The sequence below is a fragment of the Sphingomonas aestuarii genome (genome assembly GCF_054457155.1).
On record NZ_JBTKVV010000004.1, the window covers coordinates 133,334 to 150,714 of the forward strand.

A 17,381-nucleotide genomic window follows, 5' to 3' on the forward strand; every position below is an offset into this window, starting at 1 on the left:
ATTTCTCCTCCGAACCCAGGCTGAACGCACAAAAAGGGCCGGGAGACTGGCTCCCGACCCTTTGATGGTTGTGGCCGAATGGCGTCAGGTTCAGGCGACCGCGACGTCCGCAGTATCGACCTTGACGCCGGGACCCATCGAGCTGGAGAGCGCGATCTTGCGGACATATTTGCCCTTGGCGCCGGCGGGCTTGGCCTTGACCACCGCATCGACCAGCGCATCGAAATTGGCGCGCAGGTCTTCCGCCGGGAACGACGCCTTGCCGATGCCCGAATGGATGATGCCGGCCTTTTCGACGCGGTATTCGACCTGGCCACCCTTGGCTGCCTTGACCGCTTCGGCGACATTCATGGTCACAGTGCCGAGCTTGGGGTTCGGCATCAGGCCCTTGGGACCCAGTACCTTACCCAGACGACCGACGACGCCCATCATGTCCGGGGTCGCGATGCAGCGATCGAAGTCGATCTTGCCGCCCTGAATGGTTTCCATCAGGTCTTCGGCGCCGACCACGTCGGCACCCGCTTCGCGTGCTTCGTCGGCCTTCGCGCCCTTGGCGAACACGCCGACACGCACGGTTTTGCCGGTGCCTTTGGGGAGGGTGACGACGCCGCGGACCATCTGGTCGGCGTGGCGGGGATCGACGCCCAGGTTCAGGGCGATTTCAACGGTTTCGTCGAATTTGGACGTCGCGTTGTCCTTCACCAGTTTGATGGCTTCGTCGATGCCGTGCAGCTTTTCGCCGTCGATCGACCAGTTCTTCTGCTTCTTGCTAATTTTGGCCATGATCTCAGCCCTCCACCACTTCGAGGCCCATTGCGCGGGCGGAGCCTTCGATGATGCGGGTTGCCGCTTCGATATCGTTGGCGTTCAGATCCTTCATCTTGGTCTCGGCGATCGCCGACAGCGCCGAGCGCTTGATCTTGCCGGCCGACACCTTGCCCGGCTCCTTCGAGCCCGACTTCAGGTTCGCGGCCTTTTTGATGAGGAAGGAAGCCGGCGGCGTCTTCGTTTCGAACGAGAAGGAACGGTCGGCATAGACGGTGATGACGGTCGGGATCGGCGAACCCTTTTCAAGATCGCCGGTCGACGCGTTGAACGCCTTACAGAATTCCATGATGTTGACGCCGCGCTGGCCCAGGGCCGGGCCGATCGGGGGCGACGGATTTGCAGCGCCCGCGGGCACCTGCAGCTTGATATAGCCGGTAATCTTTTTTGCCATGTTTCTCACTCTGTTACTGGACCCGCTCGCCTGAAAGACGACGGCCCGGTGCAAGTTTAGCGGTTCATGCAGACGCCGGTCGCCCGACATCCTCCCGCAAGGTTCCCACCGATGATTCCGCTGGAAGCGCGCGCCCATAACGCATCGCCCACCCAAGCGCAATTGCCGCGAGGGATTGCAATGTAGGATTTCGCCGAACAAGACGGGAACATGGCCCGTCCGCTGAACCGCGCGCAGCGATTGCAGAACCAGGCGTTCGTAAAGGCGCTGGCCCAATCGGGCAATGTGCGCGAGGCAGCGCGCGAGATCGGCGTGCACTATGGGACGATCCAGCACCGGCGGCGCGCGCATCCGGTGTTTGCCGCCGAATGGGACGCGGCGCTGGTGGTGGCGCAGGCGCGGCTGGCGAAGGCGGGCGGGGCGAAGCGGCCGAGCGGCAGGCGCAAGGGCGCGGTCAGCGCGCGGGCGAAGGCGGCGCCGGGCGACCACCGGACGCAGGGCGGCGAAGCAGTGGTGGTGCAGCGGCGCGACGGGACGCTGCAACTGCGGCGCGCGCAACCGGGCAAGCTGACGCGCGAATGCGAACAGGCGTTTCTGGCGGCGCTGTCGGCGACGTGCAACGTGCGGCTGTCGGCAGCCGCGGCGGGCGCGGCGGAGGCGGCATTTTACCGCCGCAAACGTCGGCATCCGGGCTTTGCGCGTGAATGGCAACTCGCGCTGGAGCAGGGGTATGAGGCGCTGGAAATGGCACTGATCGCGGGGTTCGAGCCCGATGCGGCGACCGACGACGCATGGCGGCACAACGACCCGCCGCCGGTGCCGATGATGACGGCGAACCAGGCGCTGCAATTGCTGTACCTGCACCACAAGACCGCGAAATTGTGGGCGGAGGCGCCCTATATGAAGCGGCGCAAGGGTGAGACGTCGGACGAGTGGTCCGAACGGCGCGGGCGCGATTATGTGGCGGGCAAGGCGCGGATCGCCGAGCGGTTGCAGATTCAGGACACCAATCGCGCGCTGAGCAAGGCGTTGGATCAGGTGGAGCGGCGGATGGCGCGCAAGCCCAAGCTGCCTGCGCTGGATCAGGTGACGGGGTGGAGCAAGGCCGATCCGGACAAGGTGCCGCATGATCCGGGGCGGGCGTTGTTCGGCGGCTGGCGGAAATTACCCAAGGCTGGCCGTCATTGAACCCATACCGGGCTGCGAAGCGCGATTTCCTGTGCTCCGGTGCTCACGTGCCGGAAGCACGCTGTGCTCCGGTGCTCGGACATCACCCCTCTCGCCTCGATCTGAATTCAATGTCGACCAACCTTGCCGTGCCGATTGCCAGCGGTTGTCCCATTCCGTTCGCCCCGCGCCCCTCGACTGCCTGCCAAGGCTGGCGCTTGGGATAAACTTCGGCTGAATGCCGAAGTCGAGGGGCTTTGCCGAGCGAAGTCGAGGCGGGGCATGTTCTCGGCTTCGCCCGAAAATGTGTCTCGACTTCGCTCGACACGAACGGGGAGGGGTGGTCGCCAAGCGATCATTGCTTGCCTCCGTTCCGCAAACGCCCGAGCATCGCCGCCGACACGTCGCGCACGAATGGCGGGGCGGTGGGAGGTTGATTGCCATGATTGCGTTGATGATGCTGACCGCTGCGCTGATGCCCGCTCAGGCCGTGGCCGTGGCCGCGCCGCCGCCTGCCACGGCACCGGTGCCGGTTCAATCCGATGCGGTGCCGACGCCGGGGACGGTGACGGTCGAGCCAATGGCCGAGGAGGCCGGACCCGCCGAGGTCCGCACGGTGTTTGCCGAAGCGGTCGAACGGGCGCTGATCGATGCGAATTTCATCGCGTTGCCGGGGGCGGCGGGGCAGGCGCGCTATATTGCGCGGATCGCGGTGTCGCGGCGCGCGCAGGGCGAGGTAGCGGCCGATGGACAGGAAGCGGGTGCAGCGACCCAGGTCGGCAATTGGGGCGCAGGGTTGCGGGTGACCTTGCCCTCTTCCAAGTCGCAGCTTCGTGCACTGGTGATTACCGAGTTGACGATCGAACTGGTGTCGCGCGCCGAGGGCCGGGTGGTGTGGCGCGGCAGCGCGCTGACGGCGCAGGCGGACGGCACGCCGGGCGATGCGCCGGGGGCAGTGGCAGCGAAGCTGGCCGGGGCGGTGATGCGGGGGTTCCCGGAGGTGCGGGAGGGGGCGGTTTCGGTGCCTTGAGGGGGGGCATTTTGGGATGGTCGCGGATTGGCTGCTATTGGGTCGGCTAGTCACCAGATCGAATATTCCGATCGGTTCAGCGCGCAGTAGAGTGATCAAATTGAATAAAAGGGGTGATGCTGACGCGTAAGCAGTAAGATCAGGTTAGAAATATTCGATATAGCAACTTGGGTAGTCGATTATTACTTGAGCTAAGGCTCTCCACTTAAAACGGTTCGTCGGCAGGCTCGTCATCCTGTCCAAGGCATGACCTGCTGGCCTGGTGAAACTCCCCAAACTCGTCGTCCATATCATATATATCGAAATCTTCTTCGTCGACGGGCGAGATATATCGATCGCCAGCTAGCATTTCGCGGAGCATATGGAGCCGCTCCAGCAACTCGTCGAAGGTGATGATCCGCACATCCTTTAATTGGCTGCGCATAAGTTCGAACGAGGCGACTCTCTCGGCGGGTGGAATTCGACCAGCAATAATCACACAATCTACGCTATAAGCCTGCAGAGCGCCTGCATCGCCAAAATGCTTTAGCAGCGGTAAGCTGGTCACGAGTTTTGATCGTTGATCTAATACCTGCACTACAGCACCCATGAGCTCCGGTGAGGGTGCGAACACGTTTTTTCGGTATTCGCCCTGCATCAGCGCCGTTGAAGGGCGCTTAATCTCAACTAGGGCGGCGTTGTAGGTCAATGCATTCTGCGACAGGAAATCGGCGATCTTATTGCCTGATCCTGCCAGCGTCATTCCGCCAACCGATGCGCTAGGTTGCAAAACTACTATGGGCTGGCCGAACAGCATCGCAAGGATGAATGGATTAAGTTCCAATAGTTCTTGCCAGTCTGCTTCAACCGTTTTGCGGCGAAGCAATTTCGAGAAAGCCTCAATCATCTCATCAAGGCTAACGATTTCGATGTCCTTCTGGAGTTGTACAAACTCTTTGAGATCTTTTTTGCAATAGCTTTGGCGTTATTGGCGACCACAGAAAGCATACTGCGGCGATCCTTACCAATCAGCTTCGTCGTCTCGACGTTGCTGCCACCCAACAGCTTGAAAATGGTCCCAGCCTGATAGGGGCGCGACCGCTCGGGGTATTCGTCGGGAAGCGCCCGGCTCAACACCGCATTGAAAGCGAACATGTCGCGATCCTTGCGGCTTTCTACTTGATACCGGCGAGATATGCGATGCATGCCGTCAGCGAGGGTCCGATAATCAGCAGCGCTAAAATAGTAGGTTTCGCCCTCGACGCGTGTGGTCTCGTAATTGCTGATCACTATGCGTGTTAAGCCCGCAATTTCTTCGATGCTGTACAACACGGGCCGCATCAGCATTACGAAGCCAAGGCCATATTCGGCTTGCATCATAAAGCCCAAGGGCATCGTATCATTGATGATCCGCTGTGCGTCTTCGCCTGTTTCCGGGGGCTGTGCAGTGAAACTAAGATCGAAAACGATCTCACGAACCTGATCGTATTTTGGCTGATAAAGATTCTGGTTTCTATAGGCAACTAATGGAAAGATGTGCGCTTTGCGGGCCTTGAAGTCGAGGCGCAGCAAGGTCCGAGGTTTGGGCGGATCGCCATCATGCCACGCCTTTGCGACAAACTCCTCGATATGCGGGGCAACGCGCAACAAGACTTCCGCAATCTCGCTATCGGGATCGTAATCTACGATTAGGTCATGAGTTCCCGTTTTGGGAAGAGGTGTTGGCAATGAAGAGAGATTGTCCAAGGCAGTCCACCTAGCAGCGTTACGCGGGTTGATCCTTCATTAGACCTGCCAAGCATTCAATTGGCAACATATGGTGCCAGCGACGAAATCTATTAATCCGTCGATGCTGCGGGTGGTGGGTTTACCGAGATGACCGATCCCGTCCGATACAATCCGAACGAGTGCGCGACCGGTTCTTGGACCGTGATATTGTAAAACCGAAGATCAATTAGGGCGCAAACCAGAAGTCGTACGCGGGAGTAAATCCCGCGTCGTCGGCCGGGTCGGTGCCTCGCACCGCCCGCCGTCCGGTCTCACGATTTAGCGCGGGGCTGCGCCCGCGCCGAAGCTAAGGCTGCGCCTTACTTCGATCGTTCGACTTGCTCGAAATCCAATTCCACAGGCGTAGCGCGCCCGAAGATCGACACCGACACCTTCACCTTCGACTTGTCGAAGTCCAGCTCCTCGACCACGCCGTTGAACGACGCGAACGGGCCGTCCAGCACCTTGACCGAATCGCCGATTTCGTAATCGACCTTGATCTGCTGCTTGGGCGCGGCGGCGGCTTCTTCCTTGGTGTTCAGGATGCGCGCGGCTTCGGCTTCGGTGATCGGCTGGGGCTTGCCTGAGGAGCCGAGGAAGCCGGTGACCTTGGGCGTATTTTTGACGAGGTGATAGACGTCGTCGTTCATCTCAAGCTTTGCCAGCACATAGCCGGGGAAGAATTTGCGTTCCGACTGAACCTTCTTGCCGCGGCGGACTTCGGTGATGGTTTCGGTGGGCACTTCCACGCTTTCGACCAGGGCATCGAGGCCCAGGCGGGTCGCGTCGGCGAGGATCTGTTCCCGCACCTTGTTCTCGAAGCCCGAATAGGCGTGAATGATGTACCAGCGCGCCATGTGATGCCTTGTCCGTCTGTTTATGTGCTTGGGATCGCGAGCGGGCTTAGTTCGCCAGGCTCAGCAGATACTGGACGATCGCGTCGAAGATCGAATCGATGCCGAGGAAGAAGATGCCGAGCAGGCTGGCCATGATGACCACCATCACCGCGGTCATCACCGTTTCCTTGCGCGTCGGCCAGACGACCTTCGACGTCTCAGCCTTTACCTGGTTGATGAATTCGACGGGAGAGGTCTTTGCCACCGCAGCTGTCCTTCGCGAAATTGCGTGTCCCACGCCGGGCATGAGGCCGCTGCCCGTTTCTTCGCTGGAAGAAGTCGGTGCGGCCCATCCACGATGTCGGATTGGGGCCGGTATCTAGCGATGCGAGGGGGGAGTGACAAGCAAAAAGGCGGCGCGCCGGTCCGAGGGAGGGGGAGGAGGACCGGGCGCGCCGCCCTTGATCGTCAGCCGGTGGTGCCGCGACGGGCGGGAAAGGGGGACAAAGCCGCCCGTCGCGGTAACCGGGTGCGCCGTGGCTTATTGAGCCGGGGCGGGTGTGGTGGCGGGGGCCGGTGCCTTTGCCTGGATCGCGGCACCGACCTTTGCCTGAAGCGCGGTGTCGGAGCCCATCTGGGTCGCGATCGAATTGAAGCGCTCGGGCGTCAGGCCCGATGCGGTGACGGCGGACGCCATCTGGGTCTGCTTCGCATCGGCGGCGATGGACGCGTCCTTGTTGATCGCATCGACCGCGACGACGGCGGTTGCGAACTGATCGACTTCGGCGTCGCTGACGGTCGCCTGGGTCGTGGTGGTGTCGCCGGCCATCGGTGCTTCCTGATCAGGGGCCGGGGTCATGGCTTCCTGAGCGATGGCGGGGGTTGCGACGAGCGCCGCGGCAGTTGCGAAAATCGAGAGCGTTGCTGCTCGCATGAGATATTCTCCAAATATTGCCCTGTTGGGAGCGCGGAACATTGGGATTCGATCCCTGCACGCAACGAAAAGGGTGACGCGCCGTGGCTTTCGCACGACGACTGGTCCGGTTTGTTGGGTTTTTACGCGGCGGGGCGCAGGGCGGCGTTGCGTTCGCGCAGAATCCGCATACGGGTCGCCGGCCAGTCGGGAATGCCCAGCCGTTCGGCGAATTCGACCGCGACGATCGACGCCCCGGCACGTTCGATCAGGACCGGCGGCAGCGCACGCTTCGAATTGGCGTCCATGAACACCATCACCGGTGGGTCGAGCGGATCGCCCTGGCCGACATCGAGCACGACGCCCAGCCGGTCGCCCGACAGCCGGACGAGCGATCCGCACGGGAACGCGCCGACGGTCTTGGCAAAGGCGGCCATCACCGCGCGATCGAAATGCCCCTCGGTCCCCCGCATCCATTCGAGCGCCTCGCCCGGCGACCAGGCGGCCTTGTAGCTGCGCGCGGAGGTGACGGCGTCATAGACGTCGCAGACGGTGCCCATCCGCGCGTGGATCGACAGCGCCGTGCCGGGCTTCCTCGCCGGATAGCCGCGCCCGTCGATGCGCTCGTGATGGTTGAGCACCACGTCGAGCACGAGGTTGGAGATCCCGCCCGCATCGCACAGGATTTCGTGACCGCGCACGGTATGTTCGCGCACCAGCGCGAATTCGCGGTCGTCGAGCGGGCCGGGCTTGTTGAGCAGCGCATTCGGGATGCGCGCCTTGCCGATGTCGTGGAGCAGCCCGGCCAGCCCGATCTGATGCATGTCGGCTTCGTCGAGGCGCAGCACGCGCGCGAGGCCGACCATCAGCCCGCAGACCGCTACCGAATGATAGAAGGTATATTCATGGCGCAGCTTCAGCCGGGTGACGCTGGGGATCGCGGTCGGATCGCGCTGAATCGAGGCGGCGATCGCCTCGACCACCGGATCGAGCGTGCGGGGATCGATGCGCTCGCCGCTGGCGACGCCCTCGTGGATACCCTTCACCAGCCCGCGCGCTTCGGTCATGATGGCGCGGGCGCGCACGCATTCCTGCGCGTGATTGCCCGGCTTGGCGCGAATCAGCCATTTGGCGGCGTCGGAGACCGCACGCCGCGCGGGAACCTCGGGCTGAGCGACCAGGTGCTGAGTGGCACGCCAGTCCTTCGCCTCAAACCCCGTCCCGAAAGAATCCCGCAAGCCCCCCGGCTCGCCCATCTTCGACATGCATCGCCCCATCCACGCGCAAAATCGACCCGGCGACGTTATGCAGGCGAAAAGACTTATAATTCATGAAGGGAATGGAGGCGGCTGGCACGAGTGCACGGACTCGAACCGTGGGCCCTCGGTTTTGGAGACCGATGCTCTACCAACTGAGCTACACTCGTCCGCCGCGAAATGCCCCTAACGCCTGTCGCGCGGCGGTGCAAGCGCGGTGTGCGCGGGCGAATGCCGGGCGCGGCGTTACGCCGCGGCCCAGCCGTTCGTCGTGCGGGTGATCGCCAGCGAACGCGCTTCGGCGACCGGCAGCGGGCGCCCGAAATAATAGCCCTGAACCTTGGTGCAGCCCAGTTCGCGGATCATCAGATGTTCCTGTTCGGTTTCCACGCCCTCGGCCGTGGTCGCCATGCCCAGCGACTGGGCCAGCGCCACGACGGCGCGGATGATCGCGATTGCTTCCTTTTCGCCTTTCGACGCGCTTTGCACGAACGACCGGTCGATCTTGATCGTGGAGAAGCGCGTGCGCGACAGATAGCCGAGCGACGAATATCCGGTGCCGAAATCGTCGAGGCTCAACCGCACACCCAGATCGAGCAGCTTTTCGAGCACGCTGACCGCGCTGGTGCCTTCGCGCAGGAACACGCTTTCGGTGACTTCGAGTTCGAGGCGGCTGGGGTGCAGTCCGCTTTGCGCCAATGTCTGGGTGACCAGATTGACGAAGCTGGCGCTGTGCAATTGTTCGGCGCTGACGTTGACGGCGATGCGGACATCGTCGTCCCAGGTTGCGGCCTCTGCGCACGCGTTTCGCAGCACCCATTCGCCGATCGGCGCGATCAGCCGCGCGTCTTCCGCAAGCGGCACGAATTTGGCCGGGCTGATCGGCCCCAGTTCGGGATGCGTCCAGCGCAACAGCGTTTCGAACCCCGTCAGTCCGCCGGTATCGGCATCGACGACCGGCTGATAGGTCAGATGCAGTTCGTCGTTCTCAAGCGCATTGCGCAGCGCGATTTCGAGGACGCGGCGTTCCTCCGCCTCGACATGCAATTGCGGTTCATAGACATGGACATGGCCGCCGCCTGCGTCCTTCGACCGGTAAAGCGCGAGATCGGAGGAGCGGATCAGCATTTCCGCGGTACGCCCGTCGCGCGGGCCGAAGGCGATGCCAATGCTGGCGCCGATATAGAGGGTGTGGTGATCGATCTCGTACGGCCGCGACAGCGTTTCGACGATGGTCTTTGCCAGTTGCATGACCCGTTGCTGATCGCCGGCGTCGCGCACGACAACCGCGAATTCGTCACCGCCCAGACGCCCGATCATCTCGTTTTCGGTGATCAGCCGCGCCAGCCGTTCGGACACGCGGCCCAACAGCCGGTCGCCGATCGGGTGGCCGAGCGTATCGTTCACCGCCTTGAACCGGTCGAGGTCGATCATCATGAAGGCGCAGCGTGCGCCCCATTGTTCGGCATCGGCCATCGCCTTTGCCAGCGTTTCGTTGATCAGCAAACGATTGGGCAGTCCGGTCAGCGCGTCGAACCGCGCCATCCGGCTGATCTTGTCGGCGGACTGGCGCGCTTCGGTCACGTCGGAGCCGACGCCGCGAAAGCCCAGAAACTTGCCATCGTCGGCATAGCGCGGGGACGCGGTCATTTCCCACCAGCGTTCCTGCCCGTCGACATAGACGGGCAGCAACAGGTCGCGAAACGCCTCCCGCCGTTTCAGATGTTCGGCGATCGCGCGCAAACCGTTCGAGAAATTGCCGTCGGCCCAGGTCGGGCCGGCGAGGATTTCGAGGAAGCCCATGCCGTTGATCGCTTTCGGATCGACCCCGATCGAGGTGGCGAAGCGGGGCGATGCGCGCACGACGCGGCGCTGGGCATCGATTTCCCACAACCAGTCGCCATCGTCCTCCGCATCGAATTCGCGCAGCAGCATCGACACGGTTTCGTCGCGTTCGCTGAGCGCGATCCGGTCGGCGCGGATTACTACCAGCGACCGGCCGCGGACATAGCAGACATTGACCAGCAGCGCGGTGTAGATCAGTGTCGCGCCGGCCAGCGGGGCGATGCCCATTGCAAAGATCGTCGCCGCGATCGCCGAGCCGAGCAGGACCAGGAAGGTGATCGTCGCGAGCGGCAGCGCCGCCATCGACACCGCGGCAGCCAGCATCAGGATCGAAACGGTAACCCAAAAGGCGAGTCCGGCCTCGGCGTTCGACTGGCTGGCGAACACGAAACAGGCGATCGACCAGACCACGGCCATCGCGACGCCGTCGATCGCACTGGCGCGCACTTCGGCAACGGTGGCGGTGATCGCATGCTGGTGACGGCGATGCAGGCGGCGAATCGCGATGGAGGTGGCGACGATGCCGACCAGCACGGCCCAGCCGACCAATTGCCAGAGTGGCGCGATAGACCGGAACGTCATCACGACGAACGACGCACCGATCAGATTGGTCGCCAGCAGAAACAGCGAGAACTGACGCCCGGCGCGCAATTGCGCCGCCCGAATCGGCCCCCAATCGGAGGTGTCCGGCGGATCGTGCAGGCCAAGAAGGGCGCGTGCATCGACGCGGTAATGCGCGAACTGGGATGCGGGTTCGGTACTCACGCGGTGACGATAGCGTGCGGCTGGTTACCGATCGGTTGAGATGGTGGCAGGTCGCTTCAGAAAGATGCTTTGAAAATAGATGGTTCGGATCATCGACCGGAAAGCACCATGTGTTGCCGGTGTGGGCTGATCGAGCCGAAATATCTACACAGCCTTAGCTCAGCGGGACGCTTTCGCGATCCACGGGTGCAGGAACGGGTGACGTGACCGGCCGCAGCGCTTCGCGCTCGGCGGAGGAAACCGGTGCCTGCGGATCGGGGCGAAACGCCTCCGGCGCACGGTCCGCCGGTTCGGCGTCGGGGGCGAGGTCCGGGGCGGCATGGCCTTCACCGGGCGCCTTCATCATCCTGAAAGCGGCGAACGCCGCCGCGCCCGCGCCGACGATGGTTCCCAGTGCAGCCATTCCGATCGTCCGCTTGCTCATAGGTTTGTCGGTCTTGCGCGCCATGATTTTCTCCGTCCTTCAATGCGTTGATCGACCAACGGGCGGGGGCAGTGCGCGTTCCAAACGAACGGAGGAGAGCGATAAAACAGCTCCGCCGTTCTACCGCCGCCGACGCTCGCGCGAGTCGAATGCCTTGGCCGGGTCGAACGCTTCGTCGAGGCGGCGGGCGAGGCGCAGGCCACCCTTCATCACCTGGTCGCGGGCGGTGGGGACGATCCTGGCGATCATCGCGTCGTCATGCACCGCGCGGCCTTCGATCTGAGCGCAGGGATCGCCACCCATCGCGGTCGCATAGGCGACGTCGCGGCTGGCCTGCCAGCTTTCGCGGCTCCAGTCTTCGACCGTGCCGCCCCATAGCGCGTCGCGTTCCTCCGCCGAATAGGCGCGGCGGATTTCGGGCGGCGTGGTGATCGCGCGCTCGGCCAGATAGCCGTCCCACAGGCTGTGCAGGTTGAACCGCTCGGGCGCCCACAGGCCGTAAGCGGCGGGCACGCGGTTGCCGCCCAGATCGCCGCGATCGCCCGCATGGAGCGGCATGTGGAGGTCGCCGACAAGATGGATCAGGAAGACGAGCGCCTGAACCTTTTCCGCCTCGGGTACCGCCTTGTCCTGCAACAGCGCGGTCATCCGGTCGATCTGCGCCGACACGCAATTGCCGTCGGGGCAGTTCGATTTGATGTCGAACGGCTTGCAGACATGGACGTTCTGATAATGCCAGTTGTTTGCATAGCTGAACCGCTGACCCAGCGGCTTGACGCAATCCGCCCACACGCTCGCCGCCTCCATCGTGCCCGCCGGGCAGGTCGGGGTGTTGAGCAAGGATTGCTGGCGCAGCAGCGCGAAGATCTTCGCTCGCGTCTCCGGCTTCACGTTCAGCCGCGCGATGGTGGCGACGGCCTCATGCCCGAACTCCCAATAGGCAAGCGCGGGGGCGGGCAGGGCGAAGGTGACGGCCGCAGCGGCGGCGAGCAGGAGGCGGCGGATCATGGGTGGGCTTTAGGGCGCACTGGGGACCCTGCCAAGGCGCTAGGTCACCCCTTCCGTTCGTTTCGAGCGAAGTCGAGAAACGTTGACTAGGCGCTCGCGGGCGTTTCTCGACTTCGCTCGAAACGAACGGGTTTGGAGGAGGTATAGATTCAGGCCACCGGGCGTTTGGAAAGGCCAGGCGTTCCGCAAGCCGCCAACGCTCCTGCTTTCGCAGGAGCACGATGCCTCACTCCTCATCCCCGTAGATCGCGGTCGTGCGCTTGGCGCCTGCCGACACCTTGCCACGGTACATGCCCGATGTGTTGTAGCTCCACGCCATTTCGCCGGTGGGGCCGGTCAGGATGACGCCGCCGGTGCCGCCCAGTTCCTTCACCTCTGCCATCACCGCGTCGGCGGCGGCTTGCAGCGTTTCGCCCTTCATTCGCACGCGCGCGCAAATTTCGTGGGTGACGCCGGCACGGATGAAATATTCGCCCGCGCCGGTGGCCGACACCGCGCAGGCGCGGTCGTCGGCATAGGTGCCCGCGCCGATGATGGGCGAATCGCCGATGCGGCTCCAGCGCTTGCCGGTGACGCCGCCGGTCGAGGTCGCGGCGGCGACATGGCCATTCGCATCGAGCGCAGCGGCGCCGACGGTGCCGTATTTCATATCGACGTCGAACCAGCTTGCCGATCCGCCCTGATTGGCCTTCATTCGCTCCAACTGTTCGCGGCGTTCGGGCGTGGCGAACCAGCTCGGGTCGACCTGTTCCAGCCCCTTTTCCTTGGAAAAGATGTTGGCGCCTTCGCCCGCCAGGAAGACGTGGGGGCTGTCCTCCATCACGCGGCGCGCGAGCGCGATCGGGCTCTTGGTATGCGTCACGCCCGCGACGGCGCCCGCCGCGCGGGTGCGGCCGTCCATGATCGAGGCGTCGAGTTCGTTGGTGCCTTCATAGGTGAACACCGCGCCGCGCCCGGCGTTGAAATTGGGGTCTTCCTCCAGCACCGTCACGGCTGCCTGCACTGCGTCGAGCGCGCTCCCGCCCTTGGCCAGGATCGCTTCGCCCGCCGCCAGCGCGCGGTCGAGCCCGTCGCGTGCCGCCTTTTCGCGCGAGGGCGTCATATTTTCGCGCTCCAGCACGCCCGCGCCGCCGTGGATCACCAGCGTCCATTGCGGTTTCGCAGGCGTCTGGGCGTGGGAAGGGGCAGGGGCGGTCATCGCAAAGGCTCCGGCAATCAGGGCAAGGGTCAGGGTCAGGCGCATCGGGCTGCTCCTCGAAATGGGATGGCCTGGCAATATCAGATTATGGCGCACTCGCTAGTCGGTGCGGTTCAGGGTGCGGGGCCGTTTGGCGACTGCTGCTATTATAAGGGTCGAACGGCGGGAAGTGGGTGGGAAGCGGACTTCAGGTTAGAGGCCGCCCGCTTCCGCATTGTGCTTTTTGTTGTTGGGATGCCGCCTCAAAAGTAACGCGCCGCTGACCATGCCCATGACCGGCACGAAAGCAAGGATCAGCAAAAGACCCCCATGAAGAATAACATCAGAGAACGACATGCCGGTTGGATCGATAGGCCAGCTGCTCATTGACCAGATATAAGTGGAGATTGTGCATACCGCGAACAGAAAAAGTACGACGAGTTTCCTCTTTAGCGGGAAGAATATGCTTGCCAGCAACAACATACTCGTCGCGCCTGATATGAAGATAAGCGCTGGGTGGTATATTCCTATTTCACCGCGCAAATACGCCTCGGCGAACATGAACAGGTGAAGAAGTCCGAGCAGTGCGCAGATCACGTAGCTACCGTGAAAAACCTTTGTCATTGCAACATTAGAGCCGAACCGAGCGATGTCGGCAATGGGGTCGCTTCCAGCCAGACCGCTTTTGCGCGCGCCTGCGCACTAGCCCGAAAGCATGACTCCGCGCTTCGGCAAATCTGCGGTATCGTGCGCGGACTTGGGGAGGGCGGTTCATGCGATCCTTGTTGTGCGCGATACTCGGTCTGACGCTGCTGTGGTCGCCGCCTGCCGAGGGGCAGATCGTCAAGGCGTTGCAGATCATGCGGAACAATCGCCCGCCCGATATCGCCTTCGATCCCGCGCGCGCCGCGCCTGCGCCTGATTATCGCAGCGACGATGTGTGGGCGGCGCTGCCCGAGACGCGCGATGCGGCCGATGTCGCGCCGCTCAACCTCCAGCCGGTCGATCCGAAATCCGCGCAGGTCGATGTCTTCTTCGTCTATCCCACCGTGTTCATGTCGCGTGAGGCGTGGAATGCCGACTGGCGCGACGCCGCCTATCGCGACCAGGTGGCGAACGGGCCGCTCCGGGGGCAGGCAAGCGTGTTCAACGGGTGCTGCCGGGTGTTCGCGCCGCATTATCGCCAGATGACACTGGGCGGCTTCGTCAAATGGTCGGAGAACTCGGATGCCGCGATGGCGCTGGCCTATTCGGACGTGGAGCGCGCCTTCGATGAATTCGTCAGCCGCCGCGCCAAGGGCCGCCCCTTCATCCTGGCCGGGCACAGCCAGGGCAGCCGCTTGCTCCGCACGCTGATCGAACGGCGGATCGAGGGGAAGACCCACGCCAACCGGCTGGTCGCGGCCTATCTGGTCGGGCATTGGATGGAGGCCGAATGGTTCGAACGGCCCGATGCGTTGCGGGCGTGCGGCACGGCCTATGACACCGGCTGCGTCATCACCTGGTCCAGCTTTGCCGAGGGGCGCAACGCGACCGCGCAGCGGCTGACGCTGGGGCGCTCGTCGGGCTATGCGCCCGAGCGCGAGCGTCGCCCCTATGTGTGCATCAACCCGCTGAGCTGGAGCACCGACGGCGCGGTCGCGCCCGCGCGGCTCAATCGCGGGGCGTGGCTGCATGGCGGGGGGGCGACCCCGCGTGGGTTCGAGCCGGGGCTGGTGTCGGCGCGGTGTCGCGACGGGGCGCTCTATGTTTCGGCCCCGCGGCAAAAGATTTATACCGATCTGGTGATCCCGTTCGGCAACTTTCACAATCTCGACTACAACATGGTCTATATGAATGTCCGCGATAACCTTCCGGTGCGCATCGGCGCCTTCTGGAAGCGGTGAGCGGAAACGGCTAAGACGCCGGTGAACAGCGAGTAACGGTCCCCATGTCCCTTCGTCCCTGGCGCGATATCACGCGCCGCCAAAGCCGCCAGATCATGGTCGGCAACGTCCCCGTCGGCGGCGATGCGCCCGTCACGGTCCAGACCATGACCAACACCCCCACGTCGGACCCGGTGGCGACGATCGACCAGATCCGCCGCTGCGAGGAAGCGGGCGTGGACATCATCCGCGTGTCGTGCCCCGATGTGGAGTCGACCGCCGCGCTGAAGCAGATCGTCCGCGCGAGCCGCGTACCGATCGTCGCCGACATCCATTTCCATTACAAACGCGCGCTGGAAGCCGCCGACGCGGGGGCGGCGTGCCTGCGGATCAACCCCGGCAATATCGGCTCTGCCGGGCGCGTTCGCGAAGTCGTGAACGCGGCAAAGGCAAATGGCTGCGCGATCCGCATCGGCGTCAACGGCGGTTCGCTCGAAAAAGATCTGCTCGAAAAATATGGCGAGCCGTGCCCCGAGGCTTTGGTCGAATCCGCGCTCGACCATATCAAGTTGCTCCAGGATCATGACTTTCATGAGTTCAAGGTCGCGGTGAAGGCGTCCGACCTGTTCCTCGCGGTCGCCGCGTACCAGCAACTGGCCGAGGCCGTGGATTGCCCGCTGCATCTGGGCATTACCGAGGCGGGCGGCTTCGTCGGCGGCACGGTGAAGAGCGCAATCGGGATCGGCAGCCTGCTGTGGTACGGCATCGGCGACACGATCCGCGTTTCGCTCTCCGCCGAGCCGGAGGAAGAAGTCCGCGTCGGCTTCGAAATCCTGAAGGCACTCGGCATCCGCAACCGCGGCGTCCGCGTGGTGTCGTGCCCCAGCTGCGCGCGCCAGGGCTTCGACGTGATCCGCACCGTGCAGACGCTGGAAGAACGGCTCCAGCACATCCGCACGCCGATGAGCCTTTCGGTGCTGGGCTGCGTCGTCAACGGCCCCGGCGAAGCCCGCGAAACCGATATCGGCATCACCGGCGGCGGCAACGGCAAGCACATGGTCTATCTGTCGGGCGTCACCGACCACCATGTCCAGGACGAAGGCATGGTCGACCACATCGTTCGGCTGGTGGAGGCGAAAGCGGCGCAGATCGAGGCGGAGGATGCGGCGAAGGCGGTGGCGGCGGCGTAGTCAGCCGACGTGGATCTCTCGCTCCAGCCATGCGGAAAAGCTGCGCATGGCGTCGCTGACCCGTCGGGAATGCAGCCGGGTGAGCCAATATTGCCCCAGATCGATTTGATGCTGGAAGGGGCGGGCCAGTTGTTCGCTCTCGAGCTGGCGCCCGAACATCACGGACGGGGCTAGCGCGACGCCATAGCCTGTTTCCGCTGCAGCGATCATGACGGCGGAACTGTCGAAGACAGGCCCCGTCAGCCGTGGCTCTGGCAACCGGGCCGACGCGAACCAGCGCGGCCATTCATCCGCGCGGTACGAGCGCAACAGCGTGGCACCGGACAAATCGGCTTCGGTTGCCAGACGGTCGGCAATCGCGGGCGCGCACAACGGCGTGAACGGGGCAGGCATCAGCAGGTCGGCATGGGTGCCATGCCAGGTGCCGTCGCCGAACCGGATCGCATAATCCAGGCCCTCGCCCGCCAGATCGACCCGGTTGTTGTTCGTCATCAGCCGTAAGTCGATCTCGGGATGGGCTGTGGCGAACCGGTCGAGCCGCGGCATCAGCCAGCCGAGCGCGAACGTGCCCACCACGCCGACTGTAAGCGTCTCTCGCATCCTGCCGCCGACGAAGCGATCCAGCGTTGCCGCGATCCGGTCGAGCGAGTCGCCGATCACGGGTATCAACGCTTGTCCTTCGTCCGTCAGTGCCAGGCCGCGGGGAAGGCGCCGGAACAAGGGTGCGCCGAGCCGACGTTCCAGCGCCGCGACCTGATGGCTGACGGCACCCTGGCTGACGCACAGTTCGATGGCCGCGCGGGTAAAGCTCAAATGCCGAGCCGCAGCCTCAAAAGCGCGAAGGGCGTTTAGCGGCAATTGAGCACGGTCCATGTTCGAACCATTAGTTTAATTCATCGCTAGGTCCAGAATTGATCCTTTGTCCCGACCTTGCGCATCG

At 63.6% G+C, this 17,381-nt stretch carries 18 protein-coding genes and 1 tRNA gene; 4 read left to right on the forward strand and 15 right to left on the reverse strand.

What is annotated here, in order from left to right; translation table 11 throughout:
- Positions 1-90 precede the first annotated feature (90 nt).
- On the reverse strand, positions 91-783 hold the full coding sequence (rplA, locus tag ACX0GZ_RS08910) for a 50S ribosomal protein L1 (protein ID WP_458815532.1): 693 nt from the start codon (positions 781-783) through the stop codon (positions 91-93).
- 4 nt (positions 784-787) lie between these two features.
- On the reverse strand, positions 788-1,219 hold the full coding sequence (gene rplK / locus ACX0GZ_RS08915; protein ID WP_458816181.1) for a 50S ribosomal protein L11: 432 nt from the start codon (positions 1,217-1,219) through the stop codon (positions 788-790).
- A gap of 210 nt (positions 1,220-1,429) precedes the next feature.
- Between rplK and ACX0GZ_RS08920 the strand changes: the two genes are divergently transcribed.
- Together ACX0GZ_RS08920 and ACX0GZ_RS08925 are read left to right on the forward strand one after the other, a co-directional pair.
- Positions 1,430-2,407, forward strand: a complete 978-nt coding sequence (locus tag ACX0GZ_RS08920) for a hypothetical protein (RefSeq protein WP_458815534.1) — start codon at positions 1,430-1,432, stop codon at positions 2,405-2,407.
- Between the two features lie 421 nt (positions 2,408-2,828).
- Positions 2,829-3,416: a hypothetical protein gene (locus tag ACX0GZ_RS08925; RefSeq protein WP_458815536.1), complete on the forward strand. Its 588-nt coding sequence runs from the start codon at positions 2,829-2,831 to the stop codon at positions 3,414-3,416.
- Between the two features lie 205 nt (positions 3,417-3,621).
- Here ACX0GZ_RS08925 and ACX0GZ_RS08930 read toward each other — a convergent pair whose 3' ends face one another.
- From ACX0GZ_RS08930 to ACX0GZ_RS08985, 12 genes are all read right to left on the reverse strand, one after another.
- Positions 3,622-4,302, reverse strand: coding sequence for a Shedu immune nuclease family protein (locus ACX0GZ_RS08930; protein ID WP_458815538.1), 681 nt, complete (start codon positions 4,300-4,302; stop codon positions 3,622-3,624).
- Positions 4,299-5,141: a hypothetical protein gene (locus ACX0GZ_RS08935; protein WP_458815540.1), complete on the reverse strand. Its 843-nt coding sequence runs from the start codon at positions 5,139-5,141 to the stop codon at positions 4,299-4,301. The genes ACX0GZ_RS08930 and ACX0GZ_RS08935 overlap by 4 nt, the downstream gene beginning before the upstream one ends.
- 341 nt (positions 5,142-5,482) lie before the next feature.
- Positions 5,483-6,019 (reverse strand): transcription termination/antitermination protein NusG, encoded by a 537-nt coding sequence (gene nusG / locus ACX0GZ_RS08940; RefSeq protein ID WP_458815542.1) that lies wholly within the window; start codon positions 6,017-6,019, stop codon positions 5,483-5,485.
- A gap of 46 nt (positions 6,020-6,065) precedes the next feature.
- Positions 6,066-6,263, reverse strand: coding sequence for a preprotein translocase subunit SecE (gene secE, locus ACX0GZ_RS08945; protein WP_458815544.1), 198 nt, complete (start codon positions 6,261-6,263; stop codon positions 6,066-6,068).
- Between the two features lie 276 nt (positions 6,264-6,539).
- Positions 6,540-6,932, reverse strand: coding sequence for a DUF4168 domain-containing protein (locus ACX0GZ_RS08950; RefSeq protein ID WP_458815546.1), 393 nt, complete (start codon positions 6,930-6,932; stop codon positions 6,540-6,542).
- 122 nt (positions 6,933-7,054) lie between these two features.
- Entirely contained in the window at positions 7,055-8,176 is a 1,122-nt protein-coding gene (locus ACX0GZ_RS08955) for an HD-GYP domain-containing protein (RefSeq protein WP_458815548.1), read from the reverse strand.
- 85 nt (positions 8,177-8,261) lie between these two features.
- Positions 8,262-8,337, reverse strand: a tRNA-Trp gene (locus ACX0GZ_RS08960).
- A gap of 76 nt (positions 8,338-8,413) precedes the next feature.
- Positions 8,414-10,777 carry a putative bifunctional diguanylate cyclase/phosphodiesterase gene (locus tag ACX0GZ_RS08965; protein WP_458815550.1) on the reverse strand — a complete coding sequence of 788 codons (2,364 nt, stop codon included), beginning with the start codon at positions 10,775-10,777 and terminating at the stop codon, positions 8,414-8,416.
- 154 nt (positions 10,778-10,931) lie between these two features.
- Positions 10,932-11,225 (reverse strand): hypothetical protein, encoded by a 294-nt coding sequence (locus ACX0GZ_RS08970; protein ID WP_458815552.1) that lies wholly within the window; start codon positions 11,223-11,225, stop codon positions 10,932-10,934.
- Positions 11,226-11,321: 96 nt separating this feature from the next.
- Complete coding sequence (locus ACX0GZ_RS08975; protein WP_458815554.1) at positions 11,322-12,209, reverse strand: S1/P1 nuclease; 888 nt, start codon at positions 12,207-12,209, stop codon at positions 11,322-11,324.
- 226 nt (positions 12,210-12,435) lie between these two features.
- The gene (locus tag ACX0GZ_RS08980; protein WP_458816183.1) at positions 12,436-13,407 is read right to left on the reverse strand and encodes an isoaspartyl peptidase/L-asparaginase family protein; all 972 of its coding nucleotides are present in this window, start codon (positions 13,405-13,407) and stop codon (positions 12,436-12,438) included.
- A 192-nt stretch (positions 13,408-13,599) separates the two neighbouring features.
- Positions 13,600-14,010: a hypothetical protein gene (locus ACX0GZ_RS08985; RefSeq protein ID WP_458815556.1), complete on the reverse strand. Its 411-nt coding sequence runs from the start codon at positions 14,008-14,010 to the stop codon at positions 13,600-13,602.
- 149 nt (positions 14,011-14,159) lie between these two features.
- On the opposite strand from ACX0GZ_RS08985, the gene ACX0GZ_RS08990 reads away from it, so the two are divergent.
- Together ACX0GZ_RS08990 and ispG are read left to right on the forward strand one after the other, a co-directional pair.
- On the forward strand, positions 14,160-15,272 hold the full coding sequence (locus ACX0GZ_RS08990; RefSeq protein ID WP_458815558.1) for a DUF3089 domain-containing protein: 1,113 nt from the start codon (positions 14,160-14,162) through the stop codon (positions 15,270-15,272).
- 44 nt (positions 15,273-15,316) lie between these two features.
- Positions 15,317-16,441 carry a flavodoxin-dependent (E)-4-hydroxy-3-methylbut-2-enyl-diphosphate synthase gene (ispG, locus tag ACX0GZ_RS08995; protein WP_458815560.1) on the forward strand — a complete coding sequence of 375 codons (1,125 nt, stop codon included), beginning with the start codon at positions 15,317-15,319 and terminating at the stop codon, positions 16,439-16,441.
- Here the strand turns inward: ispG and ACX0GZ_RS09000 are convergent, their stop codons facing one another.
- Positions 16,442-17,314 (reverse strand): LysR family transcriptional regulator, encoded by an 873-nt coding sequence (locus tag ACX0GZ_RS09000; protein WP_458815562.1) that lies wholly within the window; start codon positions 17,312-17,314, stop codon positions 16,442-16,444.
- Between the last annotated feature and the right edge of the window lie 67 nt (positions 17,315-17,381).

Bases quoted from the DNA above. Each gene is read 5' to 3' on its own strand.
- ACX0GZ_RS08950 (WP_458815546.1), bottom strand. From the start codon at position 6,932: ATGCGAGCAGCAACGCTCTCGATTTTCGCAACTGCCGCGGCGCTCGTC.
- ACX0GZ_RS08975 (WP_458815554.1), bottom strand. From the start codon at position 12,209: ATGATCCGCCGCCTCCTGCTCGCCGCCGCTGCGGCCGTCACCTTCGCC.
- ACX0GZ_RS08930 (WP_458815538.1), bottom strand. From the start codon at position 4,302: ATGATTGAGGCTTTCTCGAAATTGCTTCGCCGCAAAACGGTTGAAGCA.
- ACX0GZ_RS08970 (WP_458815552.1), bottom strand. From the start codon at position 11,225: ATGGCGCGCAAGACCGACAAACCTATGAGCAAGCGGACGATCGGAATG.
- rplK (WP_458816181.1), bottom strand. From the start codon at position 1,219: ATGGCAAAAAAGATTACCGGCTATATCAAGCTGCAGGTGCCCGCGGGC.
- ACX0GZ_RS08955 (WP_458815548.1), bottom strand. From the start codon at position 8,176: ATGTCGAAGATGGGCGAGCCGGGGGGCTTGCGGGATTCTTTCGGGACG.
- ACX0GZ_RS08920 (WP_458815534.1), top strand. From the start codon at position 1,430: ATGGCCCGTCCGCTGAACCGCGCGCAGCGATTGCAGAACCAGGCGTTC.
- ispG (WP_458815560.1), top strand. From the start codon at position 15,317: ATGTCCCTTCGTCCCTGGCGCGATATCACGCGCCGCCAAAGCCGCCAG.
- ACX0GZ_RS08980 (WP_458816183.1), bottom strand. From the start codon at position 13,407: ATGACCGCCCCTGCCCCTTCCCACGCCCAGACGCCTGCGAAACCGCAA.
- ACX0GZ_RS09000 (WP_458815562.1), bottom strand. From the start codon at position 17,314: ATGGACCGTGCTCAATTGCCGCTAAACGCCCTTCGCGCTTTTGAGGCT.
- rplA (WP_458815532.1), bottom strand. From the start codon at position 783: ATGGCCAAAATTAGCAAGAAGCAGAAGAACTGGTCGATCGACGGCGAA.
- nusG (WP_458815542.1), bottom strand. From the start codon at position 6,019: ATGGCGCGCTGGTACATCATTCACGCCTATTCGGGCTTCGAGAACAAG.
- ACX0GZ_RS08925 (WP_458815536.1), top strand. From the start codon at position 2,829: ATGATTGCGTTGATGATGCTGACCGCTGCGCTGATGCCCGCTCAGGCC.
- ACX0GZ_RS08990 (WP_458815558.1), top strand. From the start codon at position 14,160: ATGCGATCCTTGTTGTGCGCGATACTCGGTCTGACGCTGCTGTGGTCG.
- ACX0GZ_RS08985 (WP_458815556.1), bottom strand. From the start codon at position 14,010: ATGACAAAGGTTTTTCACGGTAGCTACGTGATCTGCGCACTGCTCGGA.